At 37.3% G+C, this 21,854-nt stretch carries 24 protein-coding genes and 1 pseudogene; 16 read left to right on the top strand and 9 right to left on the bottom strand.

Features of this window, described 5'->3' with window-relative positions:
• Nucleotides 1-24 precede the first annotated feature (24 nt).
• Both B3D98_RS19840 and B3D98_RS19835 read right to left on the bottom strand, forming a co-directional pair.
• Nucleotides 25-1,647, bottom strand: a complete 1,623-nt coding sequence (locus tag B3D98_RS19840) for a hypothetical protein (RefSeq protein WP_066037933.1) — start codon at nt 1,645-1,647, stop codon at nt 25-27.
• The gene (locus B3D98_RS19835; protein ID WP_054549707.1) at nt 1,644-2,426 is read right to left on the bottom strand and encodes an ABC transporter ATP-binding protein; all 783 of its coding nucleotides are present in this window, start codon (nt 2,424-2,426) and stop codon (nt 1,644-1,646) included. Before B3D98_RS19835 ends, B3D98_RS19840 begins: the two co-directional genes overlap by 4 nt.
• Before the next feature lie 220 nt (nt 2,427-2,646).
• Between B3D98_RS19835 and B3D98_RS19830 the strand changes: the two genes are divergently transcribed.
• Nucleotides 2,647-2,796: a hypothetical protein gene (locus B3D98_RS19830; RefSeq protein ID WP_155483378.1), complete on the top strand. Its 150-nt coding sequence runs from the start codon at nt 2,647-2,649 to the stop codon at nt 2,794-2,796.
• Nucleotides 2,797-2,846: 50 nt separating this feature from the next.
• On the opposite strand, the gene B3D98_RS19825 is transcribed toward B3D98_RS19830, so the two are convergent.
• Together B3D98_RS19825 and B3D98_RS19820 are read right to left on the bottom strand one after the other, a co-directional pair.
• Complete coding sequence (locus tag B3D98_RS19825) at nt 2,847-4,058, bottom strand: Zn-dependent hydrolase (RefSeq protein WP_054549706.1); 1,212 nt, start codon at nt 4,056-4,058, stop codon at nt 2,847-2,849.
• A 4-nt stretch (nt 4,059-4,062) separates the two neighbouring features.
• Nucleotides 4,063-4,758, bottom strand: coding sequence for an L-2-amino-thiazoline-4-carboxylic acid hydrolase (locus B3D98_RS19820; protein ID WP_048393979.1), 696 nt, complete (start codon nt 4,756-4,758; stop codon nt 4,063-4,065).
• A 137-nt stretch (nt 4,759-4,895) separates the two neighbouring features.
• On the opposite strand from B3D98_RS19820, the gene B3D98_RS19815 reads away from it, so the two are divergent.
• The 4 genes from B3D98_RS19815 to B3D98_RS19800 all read left to right on the top strand — a co-directional run bounded on the left by B3D98_RS19815 (nt 4,896) and on the right by B3D98_RS19800 (nt 9,855).
• Entirely contained in the window at nt 4,896-5,777 is an 882-nt protein-coding gene (locus B3D98_RS19815) for a LysR family transcriptional regulator (RefSeq protein ID WP_048393981.1), read from the top strand.
• Between the two features lie 86 nt (nt 5,778-5,863).
• A complete protein-coding gene (locus B3D98_RS19810) occupies nt 5,864-7,318 on the top strand; it encodes a sodium/proline symporter (protein WP_048393984.1) in 1,455 nt (484 codons plus the stop codon).
• A 176-nt stretch (nt 7,319-7,494) separates the two neighbouring features.
• Nucleotides 7,495-8,934 carry a PLP-dependent aminotransferase family protein gene (locus tag B3D98_RS19805; RefSeq protein ID WP_066037936.1) on the top strand — a complete coding sequence of 480 codons (1,440 nt, stop codon included), beginning with the start codon at nt 7,495-7,497 and terminating at the stop codon, nt 8,932-8,934.
• A gap of 12 nt (nt 8,935-8,946) precedes the next feature.
• Complete coding sequence (locus tag B3D98_RS19800) at nt 8,947-9,855, top strand: D-alanine--D-alanine ligase (protein WP_048393986.1); 909 nt, start codon at nt 8,947-8,949, stop codon at nt 9,853-9,855.
• A gap of 263 nt (nt 9,856-10,118) precedes the next feature.
• Here the strand turns inward: B3D98_RS19800 and B3D98_RS19795 are convergent, their stop codons facing one another.
• A complete protein-coding gene (locus B3D98_RS19795; RefSeq protein WP_036079667.1) occupies nt 10,119-10,958 on the bottom strand; it encodes a YitT family protein in 840 nt (279 codons plus the stop codon).
• 202 nt (nt 10,959-11,160) lie between these two features.
• Here B3D98_RS19795 and B3D98_RS21700 point away from each other — a divergent pair, with 202 nt between their 5' ends.
• The 5 genes and pseudogenes from B3D98_RS21700 (at nt 11,161) to B3D98_RS19775 (ending at nt 14,846) form a co-directional block, all read left to right on the top strand.
• On the top strand, nt 11,161-11,205 hold the full coding sequence (locus B3D98_RS21700) for an erythromycin resistance leader peptide (protein ID WP_115364072.1): 45 nt from the start codon (nt 11,161-11,163) through the stop codon (nt 11,203-11,205).
• Nucleotides 11,206-11,482: 277 nt separating this feature from the next.
• On the top strand, nt 11,483-12,931 hold the full coding sequence (locus tag B3D98_RS19790) for an Msr family ABC-F type ribosomal protection protein (protein WP_288585506.1): 1,449 nt from the start codon (nt 11,483-11,485) through the stop codon (nt 12,929-12,931).
• Between the two features lie 123 nt (nt 12,932-13,054).
• Nucleotides 13,055-13,498 carry an SRPBCC family protein gene (locus B3D98_RS19785; RefSeq protein ID WP_054549700.1) on the top strand — a complete coding sequence of 148 codons (444 nt, stop codon included), beginning with the start codon at nt 13,055-13,057 and terminating at the stop codon, nt 13,496-13,498.
• A gap of 75 nt (nt 13,499-13,573) precedes the next feature.
• A pseudogene (locus tag B3D98_RS19780) lies at nt 13,574-13,711 on the top strand (hypothetical protein); the annotation flags it as partial.
• Between the two features lie 13 nt (nt 13,712-13,724).
• The gene (locus tag B3D98_RS19775) at nt 13,725-14,846 is read left to right on the top strand and encodes a serine hydrolase (protein WP_103118968.1); all 1,122 of its coding nucleotides are present in this window, start codon (nt 13,725-13,727) and stop codon (nt 14,844-14,846) included.
• A 26-nt stretch (nt 14,847-14,872) separates the two neighbouring features.
• On the opposite strand, the gene B3D98_RS19770 is transcribed toward B3D98_RS19775, so the two are convergent.
• The gene (locus B3D98_RS19770; protein WP_233436351.1) at nt 14,873-15,124 is read right to left on the bottom strand and encodes an SMI1/KNR4 family protein; all 252 of its coding nucleotides are present in this window, start codon (nt 15,122-15,124) and stop codon (nt 14,873-14,875) included.
• Nucleotides 15,125-15,322: 198 nt separating this feature from the next.
• Between B3D98_RS19770 and B3D98_RS19765 the strand changes: the two genes are divergently transcribed.
• Nucleotides 15,323-15,850: a cupin domain-containing protein gene (locus B3D98_RS19765; RefSeq protein ID WP_048393994.1), complete on the top strand. Its 528-nt coding sequence runs from the start codon at nt 15,323-15,325 to the stop codon at nt 15,848-15,850.
• A 103-nt stretch (nt 15,851-15,953) separates the two neighbouring features.
• On the top strand, nt 15,954-16,373 hold the full coding sequence (locus tag B3D98_RS19760; RefSeq protein WP_054549697.1) for an Rrf2 family transcriptional regulator: 420 nt from the start codon (nt 15,954-15,956) through the stop codon (nt 16,371-16,373).
• Nucleotides 16,374-16,413: 40 nt separating this feature from the next.
• On the opposite strand, the gene B3D98_RS19755 is transcribed toward B3D98_RS19760, so the two are convergent.
• Nucleotides 16,414-16,818, bottom strand: coding sequence for a carboxymuconolactone decarboxylase family protein (locus tag B3D98_RS19755; RefSeq protein WP_288585499.1), 405 nt, complete (start codon nt 16,816-16,818; stop codon nt 16,414-16,416).
• A gap of 110 nt (nt 16,819-16,928) precedes the next feature.
• On the opposite strand from B3D98_RS19755, the gene B3D98_RS19750 reads away from it, so the two are divergent.
• The 4 genes from B3D98_RS19750 to B3D98_RS19735 all read left to right on the top strand — a co-directional run bounded on the left by B3D98_RS19750 (nt 16,929) and on the right by B3D98_RS19735 (nt 19,653).
• Nucleotides 16,929-17,348, top strand: a complete 420-nt coding sequence (locus B3D98_RS19750) for an Lrp/AsnC family transcriptional regulator (RefSeq protein ID WP_054549696.1) — start codon at nt 16,929-16,931, stop codon at nt 17,346-17,348.
• Between the two features lie 215 nt (nt 17,349-17,563).
• Nucleotides 17,564-17,908, top strand: a complete 345-nt coding sequence (locus B3D98_RS19745; protein ID WP_048393998.1) for a YunG family protein — start codon at nt 17,564-17,566, stop codon at nt 17,906-17,908.
• Between the two features lie 137 nt (nt 17,909-18,045).
• Nucleotides 18,046-18,639: an NADPH-dependent FMN reductase gene (locus tag B3D98_RS19740; RefSeq protein WP_004231581.1), complete on the top strand. Its 594-nt coding sequence runs from the start codon at nt 18,046-18,048 to the stop codon at nt 18,637-18,639.
• A gap of 75 nt (nt 18,640-18,714) precedes the next feature.
• Nucleotides 18,715-19,653, top strand: a complete 939-nt coding sequence (locus B3D98_RS19735; protein ID WP_054549741.1) for a ring-cleaving dioxygenase — start codon at nt 18,715-18,717, stop codon at nt 19,651-19,653.
• A 137-nt stretch (nt 19,654-19,790) separates the two neighbouring features.
• On the opposite strand, the gene B3D98_RS19730 is transcribed toward B3D98_RS19735, so the two are convergent.
• Together B3D98_RS19730 and B3D98_RS19725 are read right to left on the bottom strand one after the other, a co-directional pair.
• Nucleotides 19,791-20,732, bottom strand: a complete 942-nt coding sequence (locus B3D98_RS19730; RefSeq protein ID WP_054549694.1) for an alpha/beta hydrolase — start codon at nt 20,730-20,732, stop codon at nt 19,791-19,793.
• Between the two features lie 28 nt (nt 20,733-20,760).
• Nucleotides 20,761-21,834, bottom strand: a complete 1,074-nt coding sequence (locus B3D98_RS19725) for an LLM class flavin-dependent oxidoreductase (RefSeq protein WP_279493375.1) — start codon at nt 21,832-21,834, stop codon at nt 20,761-20,763.
• Nucleotides 21,835-21,854 lie beyond the last annotated feature (20 nt).

Here is a 21,854-nt window from a genome sequence, read left to right as displayed (position 1 = left end):
TATAGGATTTGAGCCGTTTTTTGGTTATTTTTTCGATTTAAAAACCAGTTTCCATATCAAGATGTTGATGAAGAAGAGCACAATGAAATATATAGTAGAGCCGTATGTTATCTGACTAGCTATTATATAGTGCAGCCCTACAAGTAAACCTAAAGGGAGCAATAACAAAAGAATCTTCCAGCCTTGCGCATCATTAACTTCATCATAGGGTTTGGTAAAGGGTAATTTGTTTGTCATCATGACGAAACAAAGGATGGTATATAACCAACTTGTTACCAAAACAGCTAGTAAATCAGGGATAATTCGAATACCATAAATATAGCTAAAGACTATACTTAGTACTAAAAATAACGGAGTATACAATTTAATTAAAAATGCCTTTAAGCTACCTTTTTGTAAATCTGTATAATCTTTAAGCGGTAGCGTTTTATAAATCCATGCAGCCTTATATTTAGCAGAGTGACCAAGCATAAGGACAGCGGATGGTATAATCATCATACTAAAATAGATATTTAAATAGCTCATACTACTAGCATAATCGACTTCTTCCCCTCTGCTAAAAGTAAACATGAAAATAAAGGGAATAATAAATGAAAAGCCTAAAGATGGGTAGACCTTTAGCTTAAACTCTCGCTCTTGCTTCATCATCAGAGCTGCGAAGCGATAGAAAGCTCGTTCCTCGTGTGTTCTACACACAATGGTTAATAAAAACGACTTTAGTCGATTGTTCTTTTCCTTTTTAGACTTACTTGTACTTAGCAGTTTTTGGAGATTGCGTTCAAAGGTTGGTATGAGTTTAATATAGATCCAAATCGAAATAATAGGTACAATCACTGCTAAGATGGTATAAATGACTGTCAATAAGGATGTATCACCATGCAGTATGAGTTCATAAGGGGCAGCGAACCACATCGGTATTAAGAAGAGGTTCCACCAATGAAACGATACTACCATATCTAAATTGACGAATTCAAAGGATCGAATAAGAACTTGGTAGCCAATCATCAGCATTAGAGATAAAGCGATTTGTACATAATTAATCATATCCTTCAGCTTTTCACCATCGAAGAAGCGTAAAATGGCAATATATAAAATGGCTGTGATGGCAACTATAAATAAATTCATTAATAGAATCTCAAGACCTGTTAAAATAAAAAACACAATACCTTGAGTAAAAAGGCTGACTATTAGAGGGATGGCTGTTAGGGCCAATGTTAAATAGGATAAATAAATAAAAATATGCATAAATTTTGCTGCATTAATTGTTTTAGCTGAAATAGGCTTAGTTGAAAGTATGCTTTTATCTCGTACATCTAAAAGCACAGAAGAAAAGTCAGAAATCAATGAAGTCATAATCAAAAAGATGATCATTGCAAAGGCGATACTCATCTGAAATAGAAAATTTTGACCAAATCCCATAAGCGGGATGAGTATAAGCCCGAATAACATATAAATCCATAGAGACTTAATGTAGCCATACTTTTGATTGTCTTTCTTTTTGTTTTGATTGAATAGGGTAGGTACTTTCCGTTCATCCATTGTTAATTTTATATGGAGGATTTTTCTCATCATGTCATAATCAATGCCCATTTTTATAAAAAGCCATCGGAACTTATCAAGCAATCGTAGCGTTTTGAAATCTGTCATAATTGTCCCCCACGAACGACGGACACAAATTTTTCTCCGATTTCCTGATGTTCATGAAATCCTGTTAACTGGTTAAAAATTCTTTCTAATGTTCCTTCAGTATTATCTGCTTGTAATTGGGCAAATGTTCCGTCCGCTGCAATTTTTCCATCATACAGCAAAATGATGCGGCTACTGATTTTTTCAACGACATCCATAATGTGTGATGAGTAAAATATAGTCTTTCCATTGGCAGCTAGTTGCGTTAAGATTTCTTTAAAAATCATGACACTGTTTGCGTCTAGGCCATTGATTGGTTCATCTAAAAATAGCAGGTCTGGATTATGTATAAGGCTTGCAATAATTAGTAGTTTTTGACGCATGCCTTTAGAATAGGAAGAAATTCTAGAATGGTATGCTTCACCAACTCCAAACAGTTCCATTAGTGATTTGGATTTGTCAGCCGCCTCCTCTAGCTCTAATCCATATAGCTGGCCGATGAAGGTTAAATACTCATAGCCTGTTAAGTTATCATAAACATCAGCGATTTCAGGGACGTAACCAATTCGCCGTTTATAATCAATTTGGTCTTGTCCTATGCTTTTCCCAAAGAGCTTAATTTCGCCACCAAAATCACCTTCTAGCCCTAGAATAAGTTTTACAGTTGTACTTTTACCCGCGCCATTGGGGCCGATATAACCGATGATTTCACCTCTAGCTGCGTGAAGGTCAATCCCTTTCAAAATTTCCTTGTTTCCATAACTCTTCGTTAAATTCGTAATTGTTAAAATCTCTTCCATTTTATAGCCCCTTTCAATTATTTTGGAAAATTAACCATAATTACACTATATCATATTAAAAGAGATAATATTCCTTATGCTAAAATGAAACCAGTTCAATCAAAAATAGAGAGATTTTCTTATATAAAGGGAAATTTAAAAACGAAATAGATTTATTATTTTAAGGTAAATACGCTTTATTTATAGTTGGCTTATTTCAAAAAAGTGAGGTGAATGACACATGAAAAAAATTGAAGTGGTATTGTCTGACTATAATCCAAATTGGGCTATCTTTTTCAATATAATTCGCCCAACATATACCCTGAAAAAAGAGCCTTTCATTCAAAAGGTGATTACTCAAGCTAAAAATGAAGGTTATGGAAAAAATTAAAAAAGCCATTCTAAAAAAAATTAGAGAATGGCTTTCTTCTATATAGTAGTCTATTTAGCAAGTTCAACAACTGTATCATAAAAAATATTAGTTGCTACAATAATATCCTCATCTGAACTGTATTCTAAAGGATTGTGACTAATACCATCCTTTGAACGGACGAATAGCATCCCAATCGGGGCAATTTCAGCTATATTCATTGCATCATGCCCAGCACCACTTATGAGAGAATAAGGACGTATACCTTGCTTTTCAATACTTGTAGTAAGTTGCTGTTGTAGTAAGGCATCGGTTTTTGCAGGCTTAATGCGCTGTAATACTTTAGAAGCCAATGAGACATGTCTTCGTTCAGCAATTTGTTGAAGCTGTTGCATAATTTCTTGCTCTAATGCACTTACTTTATTTTCGTCAATATCACGAAGATCAATCGAGAACGTAACTTTACCTGGAATAACGTTTGTCCCATTTGGGGAGACCGTTAGCTTACCAACCGTTGCAACGGAATCTGTTGTATTGGTTAATAGTTGCTCAATAGCTAAAATCATTTCACTTGCTGCAGTTAGAGCATCCTGACGAATCGGCATAGGGGTTGCACCAGCATGTTCACTGACACCCGTTACGGTTACCTCTAACCATAATGGGGCTGCAATACCTGTGACAACACCGACTGGTAGGTCTTCATTTTCTAACACTTTTCCTTGCTCGATATGCATTTCTAAATAAGCTTTTATGTCATTACGATGCACTTGTGTTAAAGGATAAGGTGATAAATGGAAATCTTTCATGGCTTCTTCGATGGAAATGCCAGCTTCATCTGTATGCTGTAATTGCTCCTCTGTTAAAAGACCAGCCATTGCACTACTGCCAAGGAGCCCAAAGCCAAATCTTGTTCCTTCCTCATCCTTAAAAGCGACAACTTGAATTTTTTTAGAGGGTATCAACTGTTGCTCATGCATAGTATGTACCACTTCAATAGCTGCTAGCACCCCTAATGCTCCATCATATTTGCCACCCTCTGGTACTGTATCGATGTGAGAACCTAGCATAATGGTTTCATTTCCTTCACCATATGTACCAATAAGGTTTCCAACTGCATCGATTGTGACATTCATACCTGCTTGTTCCATATAAGTTGTAACTAACTCAATTGCCTGCTTTTCTTCTGGTGTGAACGAGAAGCGGTTAATGCCACCTGTCTTTTCATTACGTCCAATTTGACTTAAGTCTTGAAGATGCTGTACGAGCCTAACTCCGTTAATCATGACATCACTCTTTCATTTGGAATTGGAAGTGGCACTGTCCTTCACGTAAAACAAATTGATCATGTACCACCTCTAGGCTTTTATTGTACCCTTTAGCAATAGAGGGGTCGATGACTTTACAATACAAAATTCCATATTTACCCATATCATCATCTGCCCATTGTTGACCTAATGGGCAGTGAGTAAACGTTTGTTCAACCTCATTTTCCTTATAAACTGTATCGATTTCAAACAAATCACTGCGACCCATATCATAGTTAGTTAAATAATGCTCCACGGAATTTTCTAGACCGTTTGTGCGAGCACGTTGAGCAATACCTTGGCCTCGCTTATGACCAAAACGCTCTACTGCCCGCATAATCACTTGTTCACCAGCTTCTCCATATTCATCTACAACTGGCTTGGCAATCTGTGCAAACATTTTAGAAAATCGAGCAAACGGTGTTAAATCAGCAAATTTCTCTTCACCTACAACGATTTGGGGTAAGTATTCAAAGAAAGTATGATTTTCTCCTTCTGCTGTTGCTTTTTTCGCCATGGCTTCAGCATCCTTTAAACCAAACGCCTCTAAGCCTTTTTGTACTAATCTCCGACCATGCTCTCCGTACTGCTCTGTAATGGAGAGATGTAATTCTGTAAACATTTTTGCGGTAATTATGTCCATAGATAAAGCCTTCATCATTAATCTTTCCTCTGCCATTTTATGAGCCCCCTCATTAACAATTCATATTGATTTACTTGGATTTTATTTTTATTATAGAGGTGGCTAGTAATTTAAATCAAATGAATATTTACACAATCAACTATGAAAAAAAATCATAAAAGGAGCAGAATAGCATGGCTACATTAGCACAATATATTGCTTTCCATACACTTATCGATACAGGAAATTTTACAGAAACAGGCTTAAAGCTCAATCTCACACAGTCTTCAATCAGTCATACGATTAGTAATTTAGAGGCAGAATTAGGGCTTTCTCTAATTATTCGAAACCGCAATAATATTGTTTTAACGAGTGAGGGGAAAATTGTTTACGAACACATCTCAAAAATATTGCAGCAACAACAGCAGCTTGAAACCTCTGTAGCAAATTTAAAAAATCTCATTGGGGGGACGTTATCGGTTGGTATTCTACCAAGTGTTTCTCTGGTCTTATTACCAAAGGTTTTAGCGTATTTCGAACAGCATCATCCAGACCTACAAATACGTTTGATGGAGGGAGATTATGATCAAATCGAAGAATGGCTTCATAATGGCGTTGTCGATATCGGTTTTTTAGTGCAACCAAATTCTAAACATCTTGTATTCGATGCGATTTTTAATGATGAGCTTGTTTGCATTATGGCACAGGAGCATCCATTGGCGAAGGAAGAGAGGCTCTCTCTAGAGCAATTGCAGGATGAACGCTGGATTATGCCTAAACGTACGATTGATAGAGATGTATCAAGGATCTTAGCTAAACATAAAATCCATCCCAATGTAGTCTATGAATTATCAGTTGACCAAGTCATTTTGACAATGGTCAATGAAAATTTAGGCATTTCTGTTGTGCCGAATTCGCTTTTACTACATGCACCAAGTAACCTGATTAGAAAAAAATTTTATCAAGCATATATTAGACAGGTTGGAATTGCACACAAACACAGTATTCATCTTTCTCCAGGAGCTTTAAAGTTTGTAGAAATATCGAAATACTTTGCCTCCTTTTTACAAAATTAGTTATTGACAATTAAAAAAACCCGAACTATTATCTGATAAAACCGATTGGGATTGTTTAGATTAATCAGATGGAGGACTTTGGGTATATGCATACAATTGTTTATGTTGAAATATTTATCTATTTACTCGCTATGCTAGGAGTAGGGATATACTTCAGTAAAAAAGATTTATCACATAATGATTACTTTCTAGGGGGAAATAAACTACCGGGCTGGGCGTTAGCCTTTTCTGAACGTGCAACGGGTGAATCCGCCTATATGTTTTTAGGGGCAATTGGCTTTATATATGTGGCTGGGCTGTCAGGCATTTGGATTTTATCTGGCATGCTTTTAGGGGTTGTTGCATCATGGCTATTTTTATCAAAGCGCTTTATGACAGAGCAACAAAAATATAAGGTGAATAGCCTAACAGATTATATTGCTGTTAAATTTCCAAAGCACGCAGATATAATTCGTTGGTTAGCTTCTGCAGTAATGGTGTTATTCTTTGTTTGCTATTTAGCAGCTCAATTTTCCGGGATGGGTAAAACGATTTATTCATTCTCAGGACTCAACATCACTTGGGGAACAATTATTATTGGAGCAATAATAATTGCCTATTCATGTATGGGAGGATTTATGTCCGTTGTTTGGACAGATACAATCCAAAGTTTTTTAATGCTGATCTCGTTTGTTATTGTTCCAATTGCAGCTTATATGGAAATTCAACATCAAGGTTTAAGCATTTCAACAGAGCTAGCTCAAATGGGCAATGGTGCGGATAGTTGGGTCGGAGGCTTAAATGGACTTGCCTTAGGGGCGATGTTATTTACAAATCTATCCTGGTTCTTTGGCTGGCTTGGGGGGCAACCTCAATTGAGCTCTCGTTTTATGGCTATTACGACTGAAAAAGAGCGAATTACTGGCCGTAATATGGCGATTATTTGGACATTAATTGTCTATGTGGGTGCCTTTTTATCTGCGATTTTCGCGTCCACTTTGTATAAGCAAGGTTCTATTGAAGATCCTGAAATGATATTGCCGCATATGGTATTTGAAATTTTACCACCTTGGGTTGCAGGAATTATTGTGGCTGGTATTTTAGCAGCTATTATGTCAACGGCTTCGTCTCAATTGTTAGTCATCACAACATCGATAAGTGAGGATATAATTCATAAAACATTACGTTGGAATATTTCTAGCAAAAAATTAGTTCACCTTTCGCGTCTAGTGGCTGTTATTAGTGGGATTGTGGGTATTATCATTTCACTCAAATCAGGTTCTGTAATTTATAGCTTAGTATCCTTTGCATGGGCAGGGATTGGCAATACATTTTCGGTTGTGATCCTTTTAATCTTTTTCTGGAAACGTGTGTCAGGCATTGGGGTTATTGCTACAATTATTGTCGGTTTTATTAGTGCGATTGTATGGTCCCTGTCACCTATGGAGGCTGTAGTGTCAGCCAAGGCAGCGACATTCTTTATTTGCTTAATTGTTGGAGTTGTGGTGTCTTTAGTATGTCCTGATAAAAAGGAAAACGGTCTGAATGATATTTTAAAATAATAATAAAACTCCTTTTTTGCTGATATATTTCTCAAAAGAGGAGTTTTCTTTTTATGCTTATGACCATATTGAAATATGATAGAAAGAAGAGCAACCACTCTAACAGGAAATTACATAATGTGTGGACCTTTTTGGTTATCAGGGTTTATGCAAAAATGAAGCAAGGGGGTTAGGAAGTGTTTAGTGATTTTAAGCTTATGGATGAACGGCCAGTTTATGTACAATTGAAGGATTATGTTCAAGACATGATTGTCAAGGGGCATCTGTTGGAACATCAAAAGCTTCCATCTACCCGTGAACTTAGTAAGTTATTAGCGGTCAGTAGAAACACGGTGCTGAACGCATATGCCGAATTAGAGCTAGATGGCATCATCTATGCAGTGAAAGGAAAAGGGCATTTTATCGGAAAGGTTACTACATTGAAAACTTCTTCTATTGAAATAGATTGGAAACAAAGGCTGAATGAAACAACTTTGTTAGCTGATGAAATTGATTTAATACGACAAGATATACACTGGAAAAAAGGCATGATTTCATTTACTAGTATAGCTCCAGAAGAAAAGCTTTTTGATGTTGAAAATTTCAAAAGGGCATTTCTCATAAGGATGTCCATTGAAGGAGATATTGTCTTAAACTATGGCTATGCCAAGGGCTATAAGCCCTTAATTGACCACCTTCTTAGCTATATGGAGATGAAAGGTGTGGACATTTCTAATAAAGATATTTTAATTACAAATGGTTTTACAGAAGGTCTAGATATTTTATTGTCCTCTTTAGCTAAAAAATCAGGGCGTGTACTATGTGAAAATCCTACACATCATGCAGCATTGAAGCTTTTCCGTTTGCATGGGTTAGACGTACATGGCATCGATATGCAAGATGACGGGATTGACATGGAACAGGTGGAAAAAACATTAGCAGATAAGGACTTTGATTTTGCCTATCTTATCCCGTCCTATCATAATCCAACAGGAATTGTCACTTCCTCCGAGAAAAGGAGTGCTATTTTTCAGCTTTTTTCCAAATATCAAATACCCATTATAGAAGATGGTTTTAATGAGGAATTAAGGTATTCAAGCTCACATTTGGCACCACTAATCGCTTTTAGCGGTATAGGTAATAACATTGTCTATATTGGTAGCTTTTCTAAAATTCTTTTCCCAGGCTTACGTGTTGGCTGGATTTTAGCAGATAGGGAGTTAATTGATAGCTTGGAAAGTATGAAAAGAGCTCGAACAATTCATACATCAACACTGGATCAGGCAGTGTTATATCAATATTTACAGGATGGTTACTTTGAAAAATATTTAAAGAAAGCAAGATTTGTTTACAAGAAAAAATATGAGCTTGCCCGTCAAGCTTGTATCCAATACATTCCCTATAGCAGGATAACAGGGGATGGGGGGCTTCACCTTTTTATAGAACTAAAAGAGGACGTAGATGCACGATTGTTGCTTGAGAAATGCTATGACAAGGGCGTTGTATTTTATCCAGGTGATGTATTTTATACAAATGGAAGAGGTAGTAATACATTTCGTTTAGGTTTTTCCCGTTTAGCAGATGACGATATTGTTCGAGGTATTCAAATTATTGGTGATACATTGAAAACGTTATGAGGAGTTGAAAAAATGAAGGTTGGCGTAATTATGGGTGGTACTTCCTCTGAAAAGCAGGTTTCCATCATGACAGGTAAGGAAATGGTCACTCAATTAGATAAGCAAAAATACGAAGTTGTGGCAATCACATTAGATAACAACAAAGAGGTAATTGACAAGGTAGGTGATATTGATGTGGCTTTGTTAGCACTTCACGGTAAGTTCGGGGAAGATGGTACGATTCAGGGGGTACTAGAAACGTTGGGTATTCCTTATACAGGAAGCGGTCTTCTAGCAAGTAGTTTGTGCATGGATAAAAATATGGCAAAAAAAATCCTTCGATATGAAGGTGTCGCAACTCCAGATTGGGTGCATCTCATAAAGGAAGAGGAGTTGCCCTTGCAGGATATAGAGCTTATGGGTTATCCACTTGTAGTTAAACCAAATGCTGGCGGCTCTAGTGTGGGTGTTCAAATTGTCCATGATCGGAGTGCCTTATTGGCTGCGGTTGCAGAAGTATTTAAGTGGGATAACGAAATCATTATTGAGCAGTATTTGATTGGTGACGAAATTACATGCCCAATACTCAATGAACAGCTATTGCCAGTCCTGTCAATCAAACATACAGCAGTATTTTTTGACTATCAGGCAAAATATGACGATGCTTCTACCGTGGAGGAGCCTGTGGAACTACCACTTGCAATTCATGACCGAGTGGCAAAGGCTGCGATGATCAGTTACAAGGCTTTAAGATGCAGTGTCTACGCAAGAGTAGATATGTTAATGAAGGATGGCGTTCCTTATGTGTTGGAGGTTAATACGTTGCCTGGCATGACGCAAAATAGCCTACTACCAAAAAGTGCCCTTGCTGCGGGGATCAGCTATTCAGCACTATTAGACAGCATTATCCAAAGCTCTTTACAGATTGATAGAAATAGGTAAATCGAAAAACAAAACCACCAATAGAATTTTTGTGAAAGGAGAAAATGAACATCCGTTCCAAGCTACTTCTAATTGGTTATTCGATCTTTACTGTTAGGATGAAAGATAAGGAAAAGACACTTTTGCACATGGTGATTTGAGTGACGCTGGCGGAACGGAAATCAACCCTTCGCTTTGCCAAAAGTTCTTTTTCTGCTAGTGAAATCTTTTTCAACAACATAAAACACCTTTTGTTGTTACCTACAAAAGGTGTTTTGATTGTTTTATGATTTTGCTAATTCAATAAAGCCTTCTCCGAAAACGTCCCTTACATCATGAATGGCAATAAAGGCGTCCTTGTCGACTTCTTTGACAATTTTTTTGAGCTTTACAACTTCTTGCTTACTAATAACAATATACAGGATTTCCTTTTGTTCCTTTGTATAATAACCATGACCTGATAGCACAGTTACCCCACGATTCATATAAGCAGTTACCTGTCCAGCAATGTCTTCAGGTTTTTTAGAGATAATGGTAACTGCCTTTTTAGGGTTAACCCCTTCAATAACAAACTCCATTACCTTTGTACCAACATACAGCATAACAATTGTTAGCATTAATGCCTCCGCACCAATGATAAAATAAGATGAAAAAGCAACAATTAAATCGAAGAATAAAAGTCCATAGCTAATACTCCATCCAAGATATTTGTTAGTGATTCTCGCTAAAATTGTAGAACCTGCTGTTGTACCACCAACTCTTATAATTAAGCCAATACCGACTCCTGCAAATACGCCACCAAAAATTGTATTGACGATAATCTCATCTGAAGAAATAGACCACGTTTCTGTTAAATGTAAAAATAAAGAGTGGAATGAGACCGCAATGATTGTATAAATTGTTGTTTGTCTATTTAAAAATTTATAACCAACGATAAGTAAAGCTGCGTTCATAACAAAGCTGACAATACTTGGCGACCATCCGAACAGATAATAAGCAATAATCGTTAAGCCTGTTACGCCACCTTCACCTAAATCATTAGGAATAACAAATAAGTTAACTGCTAGGGCAAAAAGCAGTGATCCAAGCATAATCATTAAAATATCGATAACATATTTCTTCATTCACATAACACCACCAAATCAAATTTTATTTTTCTTAAATTCCATACTATATCAGGTTTTCAGCAAATGATATACTTTTTGGAATGTTCATTTGTGATATATCGACAGTAATTAGTGTGTCTTTAGAGAGAACTTTGGAAACTTGACATATTATAGCCAGAATTTATAATAGTCGTAACACTGCTAGGAGGGTTATTAAAAAATGACACATGCTATGAGACTACGTTTCCCAATATTGAACCAGTAACTGAATAGGGCCAAACGCTGTTTTGTGAAAACAGAGTAAATGGGATAGTCTGTCCTTTTTTAATCATCTTCATAATCATGAGAAAAAAGAGACGTTTGTCTTACAATAAATCTCTTTTACTTTACATCACAGGCAAAGTTGTCTGTGTTTTTTTATTGAATGTAGGGAGGAAAGTGAAATGTATAGTCTATTATTCTTTTAATACGAGCTTTGATTAAAAGCTCGTATCGATACCATCGCTATCGGTACGGAATGATCAATTTCGGGAGGTAGCAAAATGGAAAAGGTTTGCTTTGAGTTAGAGAATGTAGTCGTTACTTATTTAGATAAAGAACTATTAAATATTGAAAAATTAGCTGTGCATCAATTTGACCGAATAGGAATCGTTGGTAAAAATGGTGCAGGTAAAAGTACGTTGATGAAGTTACTTGCTGGCAAGATACAACCAATAAGTGGGAAATTGAAAAGGCATGTTCATTTCGGATACTTTGAACAGATGGAGGCACCAACGTTAATAGAGGCAGATCCACAGTTATTAGGGAAATTAGCAGTACCTACGTATTCTGAAGGATTAAGTGGTGGAGAGCAAACAAGATTAAAGCTAGCACAATTATTTACTTCTTATGAGGAAGCTTTGCTTATTGATGAGCCGACAACACATTTGGATCAACTCGGCATCTCATTTTTATTAGATGAATTACGTTATTATTATGGGGCCCTCATACTCATTAGCCATGATCGTGCTGTACTAGATGAGCTGGTTACAACGATATGGGAGGTAGATGGTGGTAAGGTAACGATCTACTCAGGGAATTACAGCGAGTATGCCATGCAAAAGCAATTAGAGCAAGATCAACAAAATCAGGCTCATGAACAATACTTGAAAGAAAAGAGCAGGCTTGAAAAAGCTGTAGATGAAAAAATGAAAAAAGCTGAAAAAATTGCTCAGGTAGGCAATATGTCTAAAAGAGAGGCTAACGCTAAACCTAATCGTATGTTTATGACAAAGTCCAAAGGCACAAGTCAAAAAGCCGTACAGCGTGCAGCAAAAGCTATCGAACATCGGATAGGGAAGCTTCATAAAGCAGAAGCGGTTCAGGAAGAAAGAAAAATTGTTTTTCGACAATCAAAAGCCTTGGCATTGCATAATAAGTACCCCATTATGGCAGATCGATTCACTTTACATGCTCAAGATAAGGTACTATTACACGAGGTGAGCTTCCAAATCCCGTTAGGTAAAAAAATTGCGCTTAAGGGTAACAATGGTAGTGGTAAAAGTACATTACTAAAACATATAGCCAATAATGGTGAGGGTATAACTATTTCTCCAAAGGCTAAAATAGGTTATTTTCATCAGATGAGCTACCAATTTGCTGGTGAGGAAACAGTGCTACAATTTTTAAAGAATCGCTCTGAATATGATGAAAGTTTATTACGAAGCGTACTTCATTCCATGCAGTTTGCTGGCACTGATTTACAAAAGAAAATTACCACACTTAGTGGTGGTGAGGCCATACGCCTTCAGCTTTGTCAGCTATTTTTAGGAAATTATAATATTTTGCTGTTGGATGAACCAACTAATTTCTTAGATATTCAAGCACTCGAAGCCCTTGAACAATTTATAGCTGCTTATGAGGGAACAATAATCTTTGTCACACATGATAAAAATTTTATCGACAATGTAGCAGATATTCAGTTTACTGTTCATAATAAAAAAATACTTTAAGTGAAAAGGTGCGATTCCATTAGGAGAATCGCACCTTTTTTAGTGAATTTTTATTAGTAAGGAAGGTTAATGGAAAATTTCGGCGAAGGTGTAGATAGACAATATGAAAAAGGATGATGAATGATGATAAATACGGATGTGACGACGAAACTAAAAATCAATCAACCAGCCCATAAAGTATTTGAAGCCATTATTTCCCCTACTGAAATCGGTCATTATTGGTTTTCTAGCAGTTCCGAAAGATGGGCAGAAGGTAAAAGAATCACGCTTAAATATGAGGAGTATGGTGCAGAGGGTGTGATCACTGTGCTTGAAATGGAGATGAATAAAAAAATTGTGTTTGTTTGGGGAGAAGAGCATGGTGAAGTGACAATGGTTACCGTCTCTTTTGAAGAATCACAAAGTGAAACAATTATTACTGTTGTAGAATCTGGGTTAAATGCACATGACCCAGAAATTGTGACAAAAATGATGGGCCAAAAAGAGGGTTGGGTCTATACATTAACATGCCTCAAAGGATATTTAGAAAATGGGGTTAGCAATTTACGAGCTTCTCTAATTCATTAAGGAGGAGAGGTATGTCAACGATCGATAACATCGAGCAATTGGAGCTGAAATAGTTTGTGCTAAGAAGGGTTATTCGAGGTGAATCAAGCAAGGGATTCTGTATGCATACTTGTTGAAGTGATGCCTCCAGAAATAAAAACAGAAATAGCATTACGATTAAATAACCAGTCGTCTAAAGTATTACAGCAATGGTTGTTAGAAGCAGCTGAATGATGGAGGGATGAATATGAAAAAGTTGTATTGGATGATTGGCGGTGTTTTGGTTTGTATAGGTTTTGTATGTAGCATTATTTTTTGGAAGTTTCAAAAAGAAATCAAGAAGAACGATCCTGAATATATCGTGCAATTTATCAAGGAACATAAAGAGGATAAAAATATTTCCGTAGCCATTCAATATAATCAACAACATTGGGTGGAGCTAAACACCAAGGAACAGCTACCGTTAGCAAGTACAGTTAAAATAATCGTAGCCATCGCCTATGCGCAACAAGCAGCGGATGGCCGTATTAATCCTAAAGAGCAAGTAAATCTAAAGGAGTTAGAGGCATTTTACATTCCTAAAACAGATGGTGGCGCACATAAAGCATGGTTGGCGCAGTTAAACCTTCAGGGTGCAGATAGTGTACCTTTAAGTGAAGTAGCAAATGGCATGATTGCCTATAGCTCTAATGCAAATACGGAATATTTAATGCATGTATTAGACTTTCAAATAATTAATGATGTGCTTACACAGTTAAATGTAGAGGATCATGAACCTTTGTATCCAATTGTAAGTGCACTTTATATTCCCATTCACTTGATGGAGGAAAAAAATTTAACGAAAAAAGCAACATTAACTGCTTTGCGAAAAATGGATATGGTTGAATATCGTGAGCGTGCATTGGCTATTCATTCGAATTGGATAGAACATCCTTTAACAATTGAGGAGAAAACAAAAGCTCAAAAAATGCTCAATATGGATTTTCAAAAGATATGGTCTGATCGTTTAATAAGGGCCACAACAAGTGATTACATCTCTATTTTAGAAAAATTGAATGGTAAAAATTTCTTTAGCGCAGAAGTACATAAATATTTAGATCCCGTGTTGGAGCAATTGATGCAGAATCCTAGAAATCAAGCATGGTTAAAACATGCTGGTCAAAAGGGAGGGTCGACGGCATTTGTGTTAACACTAGCAGCCTATGCGGAAGATAAAGATGGAAATCAAACAGAGATAGCCTTTTTTGCTAACAACTTAAATACAATGGAGCAGATTAAGCTCTCAAATAGTATGAATAGTTTTCAATTGAAATTTCTTACAGATGATAAATTTCGTAAGCGCTTGAAAGAGGAATTTTCCGAGTTGTGAGTTGCCCATAGATAAGGCAACTCATACTATTGACTACGCTCATCAATCAGTTTTTCAAGAAATTCTGAGAAAGAAGAGGCATATTCATAGATCATGTCATTCATTAAGTAGTTAAGAGGATGGATAGAGAGAATACCATGATCATTAATGGCTCTGTATGCTGGTTGACCGATCGAGAGAATAGATCCATCATTCAGCTGCCCATTATCATAATTTTTTAACCACCAGCAATAGGATGGTGGTAATTCGAATCCTAACTCTGCTTCAACTTCTACAATCCAATCATCTTCAACACCGTGTCCAGAAAACTATTTAATCGCAGTAGTGCCTGCAAGCTTTTCTGCTAATGTAGCAAACAGGATACCTATCTCCATTCTATATATAAAGATTACTCAATTAAGTCAAACTACATGTGAGTACCTTCTTTCATTCAACTGCATACTATAGCGTTATCATGCATGAGAGGATTGAGATAAATGTACCACCCTTATTACGGTAATTATCAATCGTATCATTACGGTTATCAACCTGTTTATTGGGCCTATCCAAATCAGGCAGAACGAGCGCCAAGAAGTAATGTCCAGAATGATTTTGGACCAACACCATTTGTTATCGACATTGAAGAGGCTACAAAGCGCAATAAAAATTATCGTACAGCATTGTGGACAGGGTCAAACTTACAAGTAACGGTGATGAGTCTTAATGTCGGAGAAGATATTGGTTTAGAAGTACACCCACATGTGGACCAATTCATTTGTATTGAGGAGGGGCATGGATTAACTCAAATGGGGCCAACTAGAGATTATTTAAACTATCAGAGACATGTCGCAGAAGATACGGCTATTATGGTACCAGCAGGAACATGGCATAATGTTACGAATACAGGGGATAAACCACTAAAGCTTTACACGATTTATGCGCCACCAAATCATCCATTTGGGACTGTACAAGTAACAAAGGCTGATGCTCTTGCTGGAGAAGCGGGTTATGGACAGCATGACTAGGGATCATAAAAGCGTGTTTTCATACAAAACATGCTTTTTTCTTGAATTATGATAGAATGTGTTTTAATTGCAGATAATAAAGGTCCTGAATGAAGGGTGATGAATGATGAAGTATTCAAAAGCAACAAATTATGCTTTACATACAATGGTGTTTTTAACACTCAATCCCAAAGGGAAATCAATGAGTGTAGAGTCTTTAGCAGAAATGCAAAAATTATCTCCAACCTATCTTTCCAAAATATTAACTAAGCTTGTGAAGGCAGGTTTAATTGAGTCGAACCCGGGTGTCAACGGTGGTTATCGAATTTCTAAGCGCCCCCATGAAATATCGTTTTTAGATGTGATATATGCAATTGAAGGACAAACCTCATTATTTAGTTGTTCCTCTGAACACGATCATTCCTTCCATCATCAAGGCTGTCTCATTGAACAAGTGATGGTGGATGCTGAAAATAATATGAAAGAAGAGCTTAGTAAGAAATTTATTATAGATATAGCTAATAAAATGGAATTAAAAGGATAGCAGCTGGAATAGGAACTAGGGTTTCGCCCCTAGCTCCTTATTATTTTAATTGCATGAGTGCGCCAAAATATTGCTGTGCTGTCGTGAAGCAAATAAATGCTAGTAGCTCACTAATCTCCGCTTCTATTAAATAGTCCTTTAATACAGCCGTGACGTTGGGGGCGGTGTGCCCCTTAGCAGCTAAGAATGCTTCCGCAAAACCTGTGCATACTGCCGTTTTCTCATCATAGTTCTGGGGATCAGGCTTGCCTTTTGCCTGACAATACTGACAGCCATTTTTTTGAGCTAAAGTTTTTCGAACCTCTTCTTTTAATGAAGCGGATAGATGCCCGTCTTTTTCGAGTACCTCCCCCAACTGCTGCCAGTGCAGCTGAATTCCCTTGTTGTAGCCTAATAATTGTTGAAAGGGTGTTAAGCCCTTGTCATATAATTGAATAAGTGTCATCAATCATTCCTCCTTCTATTAATTAGTGTAAAATGTTCATAACGAAGTTAACATATCAATTCGAAGGGAAATATGATTTTTTTCCTTCAAAAAGAAGGGGTATTTACAAAATGGATTTCATTAACGAAATGATACTTAAAGAATTAAAAGAAGATAGTCGAATTTCTATGAGCGAACTAGGGAGAAGGGTTCACTTATCTGCACCAGCAGTTCGCGAAAGAATACGGCAATTAGAGGAACAGAACGTTATTAAGAGGTATACATTGGATATTAATAAAAAAGCATTGGGTTATCCAATTGACGCTATTGTTGAAGCGACAATCAAAAATAACCGCTATGCAGACTTTAAAGAACATCTGAAGGTTTATACAAATATAGACTTCTGCTATCGCATTTCAGGTGAGTCATGTTTTTTATTAAAGGGGCATTTTCAATCTTTTCCTGATGTAGAGCAGTTTATTGATGCATTACAACCATATGCACATACGAAAACTAACTTTATTTTTTCAGATATATGTGAGGACGTATAGATGAAGGGAGATATGTATGGAAATCAAATTATTTGAAGAAGAAATTGATGATTTAGTTCATTTATTAGTGCAAAAGAAATGCTTGGGAAAATAAGTTGGTACTGTGACAGATAGTATTGTCTATGGTGCTATTAAAGATGATTGGGTAGTAGGGAAGTCGACACCAATAAGAATGGATGAAGTTCCATTTTAAAGTGTTTGAAAGGAGTTTTTGCATGGAAAAAGACGTATTAAATGCCTTAAGAAAATCATGGTCCATTCAATCAAGTTCTAAATGGAGTGTGGACAACCCTGCAAAAGGACAATGTGGCGTCACTTCATTAGTTGTGCAGGATATTCTTGGCGGAGAAATTAGGAAGACATTTCTTGAGGAAGGCTGGCACTTTTATAATATTATTAATGGAGAAAGAAAGGATTTCTCCGAGGAACAATTTCCATACCTAATCGACTACCAAGATATTGATTCAAATAGGGTAGAGGCTTTTCAAGATACTAATGATAGTCAATATCGTTATCTAAAAACACAAGTTTATAAGCTTTTAGGGAAGGCAGAGAATTAATTATCTCTGCCTTTTTAATTTTCAAAACAAAGTTGTTGACGTTTATAAAAATATCGTGTTATTATTATCTCGAATTCAAGATAAATAAATTCAAGATAAATGAATTCGAACCTTTAGCTTCGCCAGGAGGTACAATTATGGGGTTTTTTAATAAATTATTTCGTACAAAAAAAGAGGAGGAACAAACAATGGCAGAATTAAATATCGGTATTATTATTGGATCAACTCGTGAGGGGCGTGTAAGCCCTCAAGTAGCACAGTGGGTAAAGGAAATTGCAGATCAACGTGGAGATGCCAATTATACAGTGATTGATATTGCTGATTATAAATTACCATTATTAGGTGAGCCAGGACAGGATGCTTCAGGAGCACAAGGTTGGTCAGAAATTATTGCTAAACAAGATGGTTTTGTATTCATCGTACAAGAATACAATCACTCTATTACAGGGGCATTAAAAAATGCACTAGACTACTTACGTGTTGAATGGAATAACAAAGCAGCTGGAATCGTATCTTATGGTTCTGTTGGCGGTGCTCGTGCAGCAGAACATTTACGTGGGATTATGGGTGAGCTTTTAATCGCAGATGTGCGTGTTCATCCAGCACTATCATTATTCACAGATTTTGAAAATGGCACAGAATTTAAACCAAAAGAAGTACAAATAGATTCAGTAAACCAAATGTTAGATCAATTGATCCCATGGTCTAAAGCGTTGTATACAATTCGCTAAGCTTTTACAGATTGAGGTAGGTATAAATAGGGCATAGTATAGGTGAGAAATATAGTCATGAAAGGGCTTGTTAACATGAAAAAACATACAGCAGGTATACACCATATCACAGCGATCGTAGGACATCCGCAAGAGAATATTGATTTTTATGCGGGAGTATTAGGCTTACGTTTAGTAAAACAAACAGTAAACTTTGATGATCCGGGCACATATCATTTATATTTCGGTGACAAAGGTGGGAAACCAGGAACAATCATTACCTTCTTCCCTTGGCCTAATGCTTATCAAGGACGTATTGGTGATGGTCAGGTTGGGGTTACAACGTATGTTGTACCAGAAGGAGCACTGCCATTTTGGGTTAATCGCTTAGCGAAATACTCGATTCCTTTCCAAAAAGCTGAACGTTTTGGTGAGCAAGTCATTCAATTCGATGATCCACATGGTTTGCATATTGAACTCGTGGCACGTGCGAAAGGCGGGCACAACGAATGGTCATTTGGTGAAGTAACACCTGAGGTTGCTATCAAAGGATTTGGTGGAGCTACACTATTCTCAAGTCACCCTGAAGAAACTGCCAAAGTTTTAACAGAAGTAATGGGTCTTGAAAAGGTAGCGACGGAAGGTGACTATACGCGTTTTACTTCTAGTGCAGAGATCGGCAATACAGTGGATTTAAAAACAGTTGCAGGTCAAGGGGGCCAAATGGGTGTAGGAACTGTGCATCATATTGCGTGGAGAGCCCAAGATAATACAGATCATTTAGAATGGCAAGAGTATGTGATGAATCATGGACAACATGTAACAGAAGTAAAAGATCGTAATTATTTTAATGCGATTTATTTCCGTGAACCTGGCGAAATCTTATTTGAAATCGCTACAGATCCTCCTGGATTTGCTCATGACGAGACACCAGAGACAATGGGAAGCCAATTAATGTTGCCACCTCAATACGAGCAACATCGTGAACAACTAGAAAGAACATTAATCCCGATTAAAGTGCGTGAGCTTGATTAAGCGGGTTTGCAGGATCAAGCTAAGCTAAAGTTTGCGAGATTTATGAGATAGAACGTCCACAATAGATTTTCAATTAATGCGAAAATGTTGATAGCCAACATTTTCGCATTTTTTATTATTAGAAGGCGAAATGCTAATCAAAAATTGAGTGCACGTGCCATGGCATCTAAATAGTTCTGAATAGCCTGTTGACTTACTTTTGCTTCAGGCACAAAGACCTCAAAGCAATGGTAACTGCCAGGGTAGAGGTGGAATTCAACGTCCACTCCTGCCTGCGCAAGACGTGTTACATAATCAATGGTTTCATCACGAAATAAATCAAGTTGGCCAATACATATATAGGTTGACGGTAATCCTGCAAAGTTTTCAGCTCTTGCAGGGACCGCATACGGAGAACGGGCATTGATGTCCTTTTCCTCTCCTAAGTACAAATGCCAAGCAGTCAAATTATTTGTTCTACTCCATGTTGCATGATCATCAATAATCTCATAGCTGGAAGGTGTTACATTTCGGTTATCAAGCATCGGATACAGTGGCATCTGGAATATAATTGATGGTCCTCCTTTATCACGAGCCATTAATGCAAGTGCTGCTGTTAATCCTCCTCCACCGCTTGCTCCAGCAATTGCCACCCGTTTGACATCGATACCAAGTGATTGGTGCTCATTAGTCATCCAAACTAATCCAGCATAACAATCTTCAATAGCCGCTGGGTAGGGATGTTCAGGCGCTAGTCGGTAATCAATGGATACGACAACGCAGTTAGCTGTCTCAACAAAGCGTTCACATAAAACATCATCCATATCAGGGTGCCCCATGACAAAGCCACCTCCGTGAATCCAAAGCATAGCTGGAAGTTTATCCTGTTCCCGTTTAGCTGGTTCATAGATTTTAACTAGCATTTCGTCCCCATCACCTCTAGGAATCATACAGTTGGTCGTAAGTACATCTTCTGATTTTTTTGAAGGTGGATTGGACAAGAGACCTCGACTCCAAGTTAAATCTTCCTCCAATCGAAAGCCAGGAAATTCTGAGTAAGCCTGCCTTAATTCTGGTAAAATTCGGTTAATGATAGTCATATATACTCCTCCTGTTGAATAATGAATCTTAAAGAAATGGCTTTCCTTCTAGAGCCATTTCAGCTTCCCATTTAGCGACTTCTTCACGTACACGGGGAGCAACTTCTGTTCCAAGCAGTTCTATAGCTTGCATGACTTGATCATGCGGCATGGTACTTAAAGGAACGTATAGCATAAACCGTGTAATTCCTACATGTTTACGAAGATGAATAATTTTTTCAGCAACTGTATCTGGATCACCAACATATAATGCTCCTTCAAAGCTTCTTGCAGCATCATAACTAGAACGGTCATAATAAGGCCAGCCTCTTTCCTTGCCTAATTTATTCATACCAGCCATTGTTGATGGGAAAAATGTGTCTGCTGCCCATTCCGTATTCGATCCAACGAAACCTATTGAATGAGAACCTACCTGAAGTTTTGATAAATCATGACCTGCATGAAGTGCTGCCTTTTTATATAGCTGTACAATCGGTGCAAATTGCATTGGGCTGCCACCAATTATTGCTAGCATAAGGGGTAATCCTAAAAGGCCAGCACGCATAGCAGATTGTTGATTTCCTCCACTAGCCACCCAGATTGGGAGAGATTTTTGAACAGGTCTAGGATACACACCTAAATGATTGATTGCTGGACGATGTCTACCTTCCCAAACTACTTTCTCAGACTGACGAATGCTAAGTAGTAAGTCTAAATGTTCCTCAAATAATTCATCATAATCATGTAAATCGTAGCCAAATAAGGGGAAGGATTCGATAAAAGAACCACGACCTGCCATGATCTCTGCACGTCCATTTGATAGTCCATCCAATGTGGCAAAATCCTGAAAAACACGCACAGGATCTGCCGAAGAAAGGACTGTTACAGCACTTGTGAGTCGAATGTTTTTCGTTTGAGAAGCAGCAGCAGATAGCACCATTGCTGGAGAAGAGGCGGCATAGTCTTCACGATGATGCTCACCAATGCCAAAGACATCCAATCCTACTTGATCTGCAAGAATGATTTCTTCTACTACTTCACGTAAACGCTGTGCATGACTAATTACTTCACCACTGTGAACATCTGGTTTTGTTTCTACGAAAGAAGTAATTCCTATTTCCATTTGTTATCTCTCCAAGTCTA

It is taken from the genome of Lysinibacillus sp. UBA5994, assembly GCF_002429725.1.
Lineage (GTDB): Bacteria > Bacillota > Bacilli > Bacillales_A > Planococcaceae > Lysinibacillus > Lysinibacillus capsici.
This window is presented reverse-complemented; position numbering and strand designations above follow the sequence as displayed.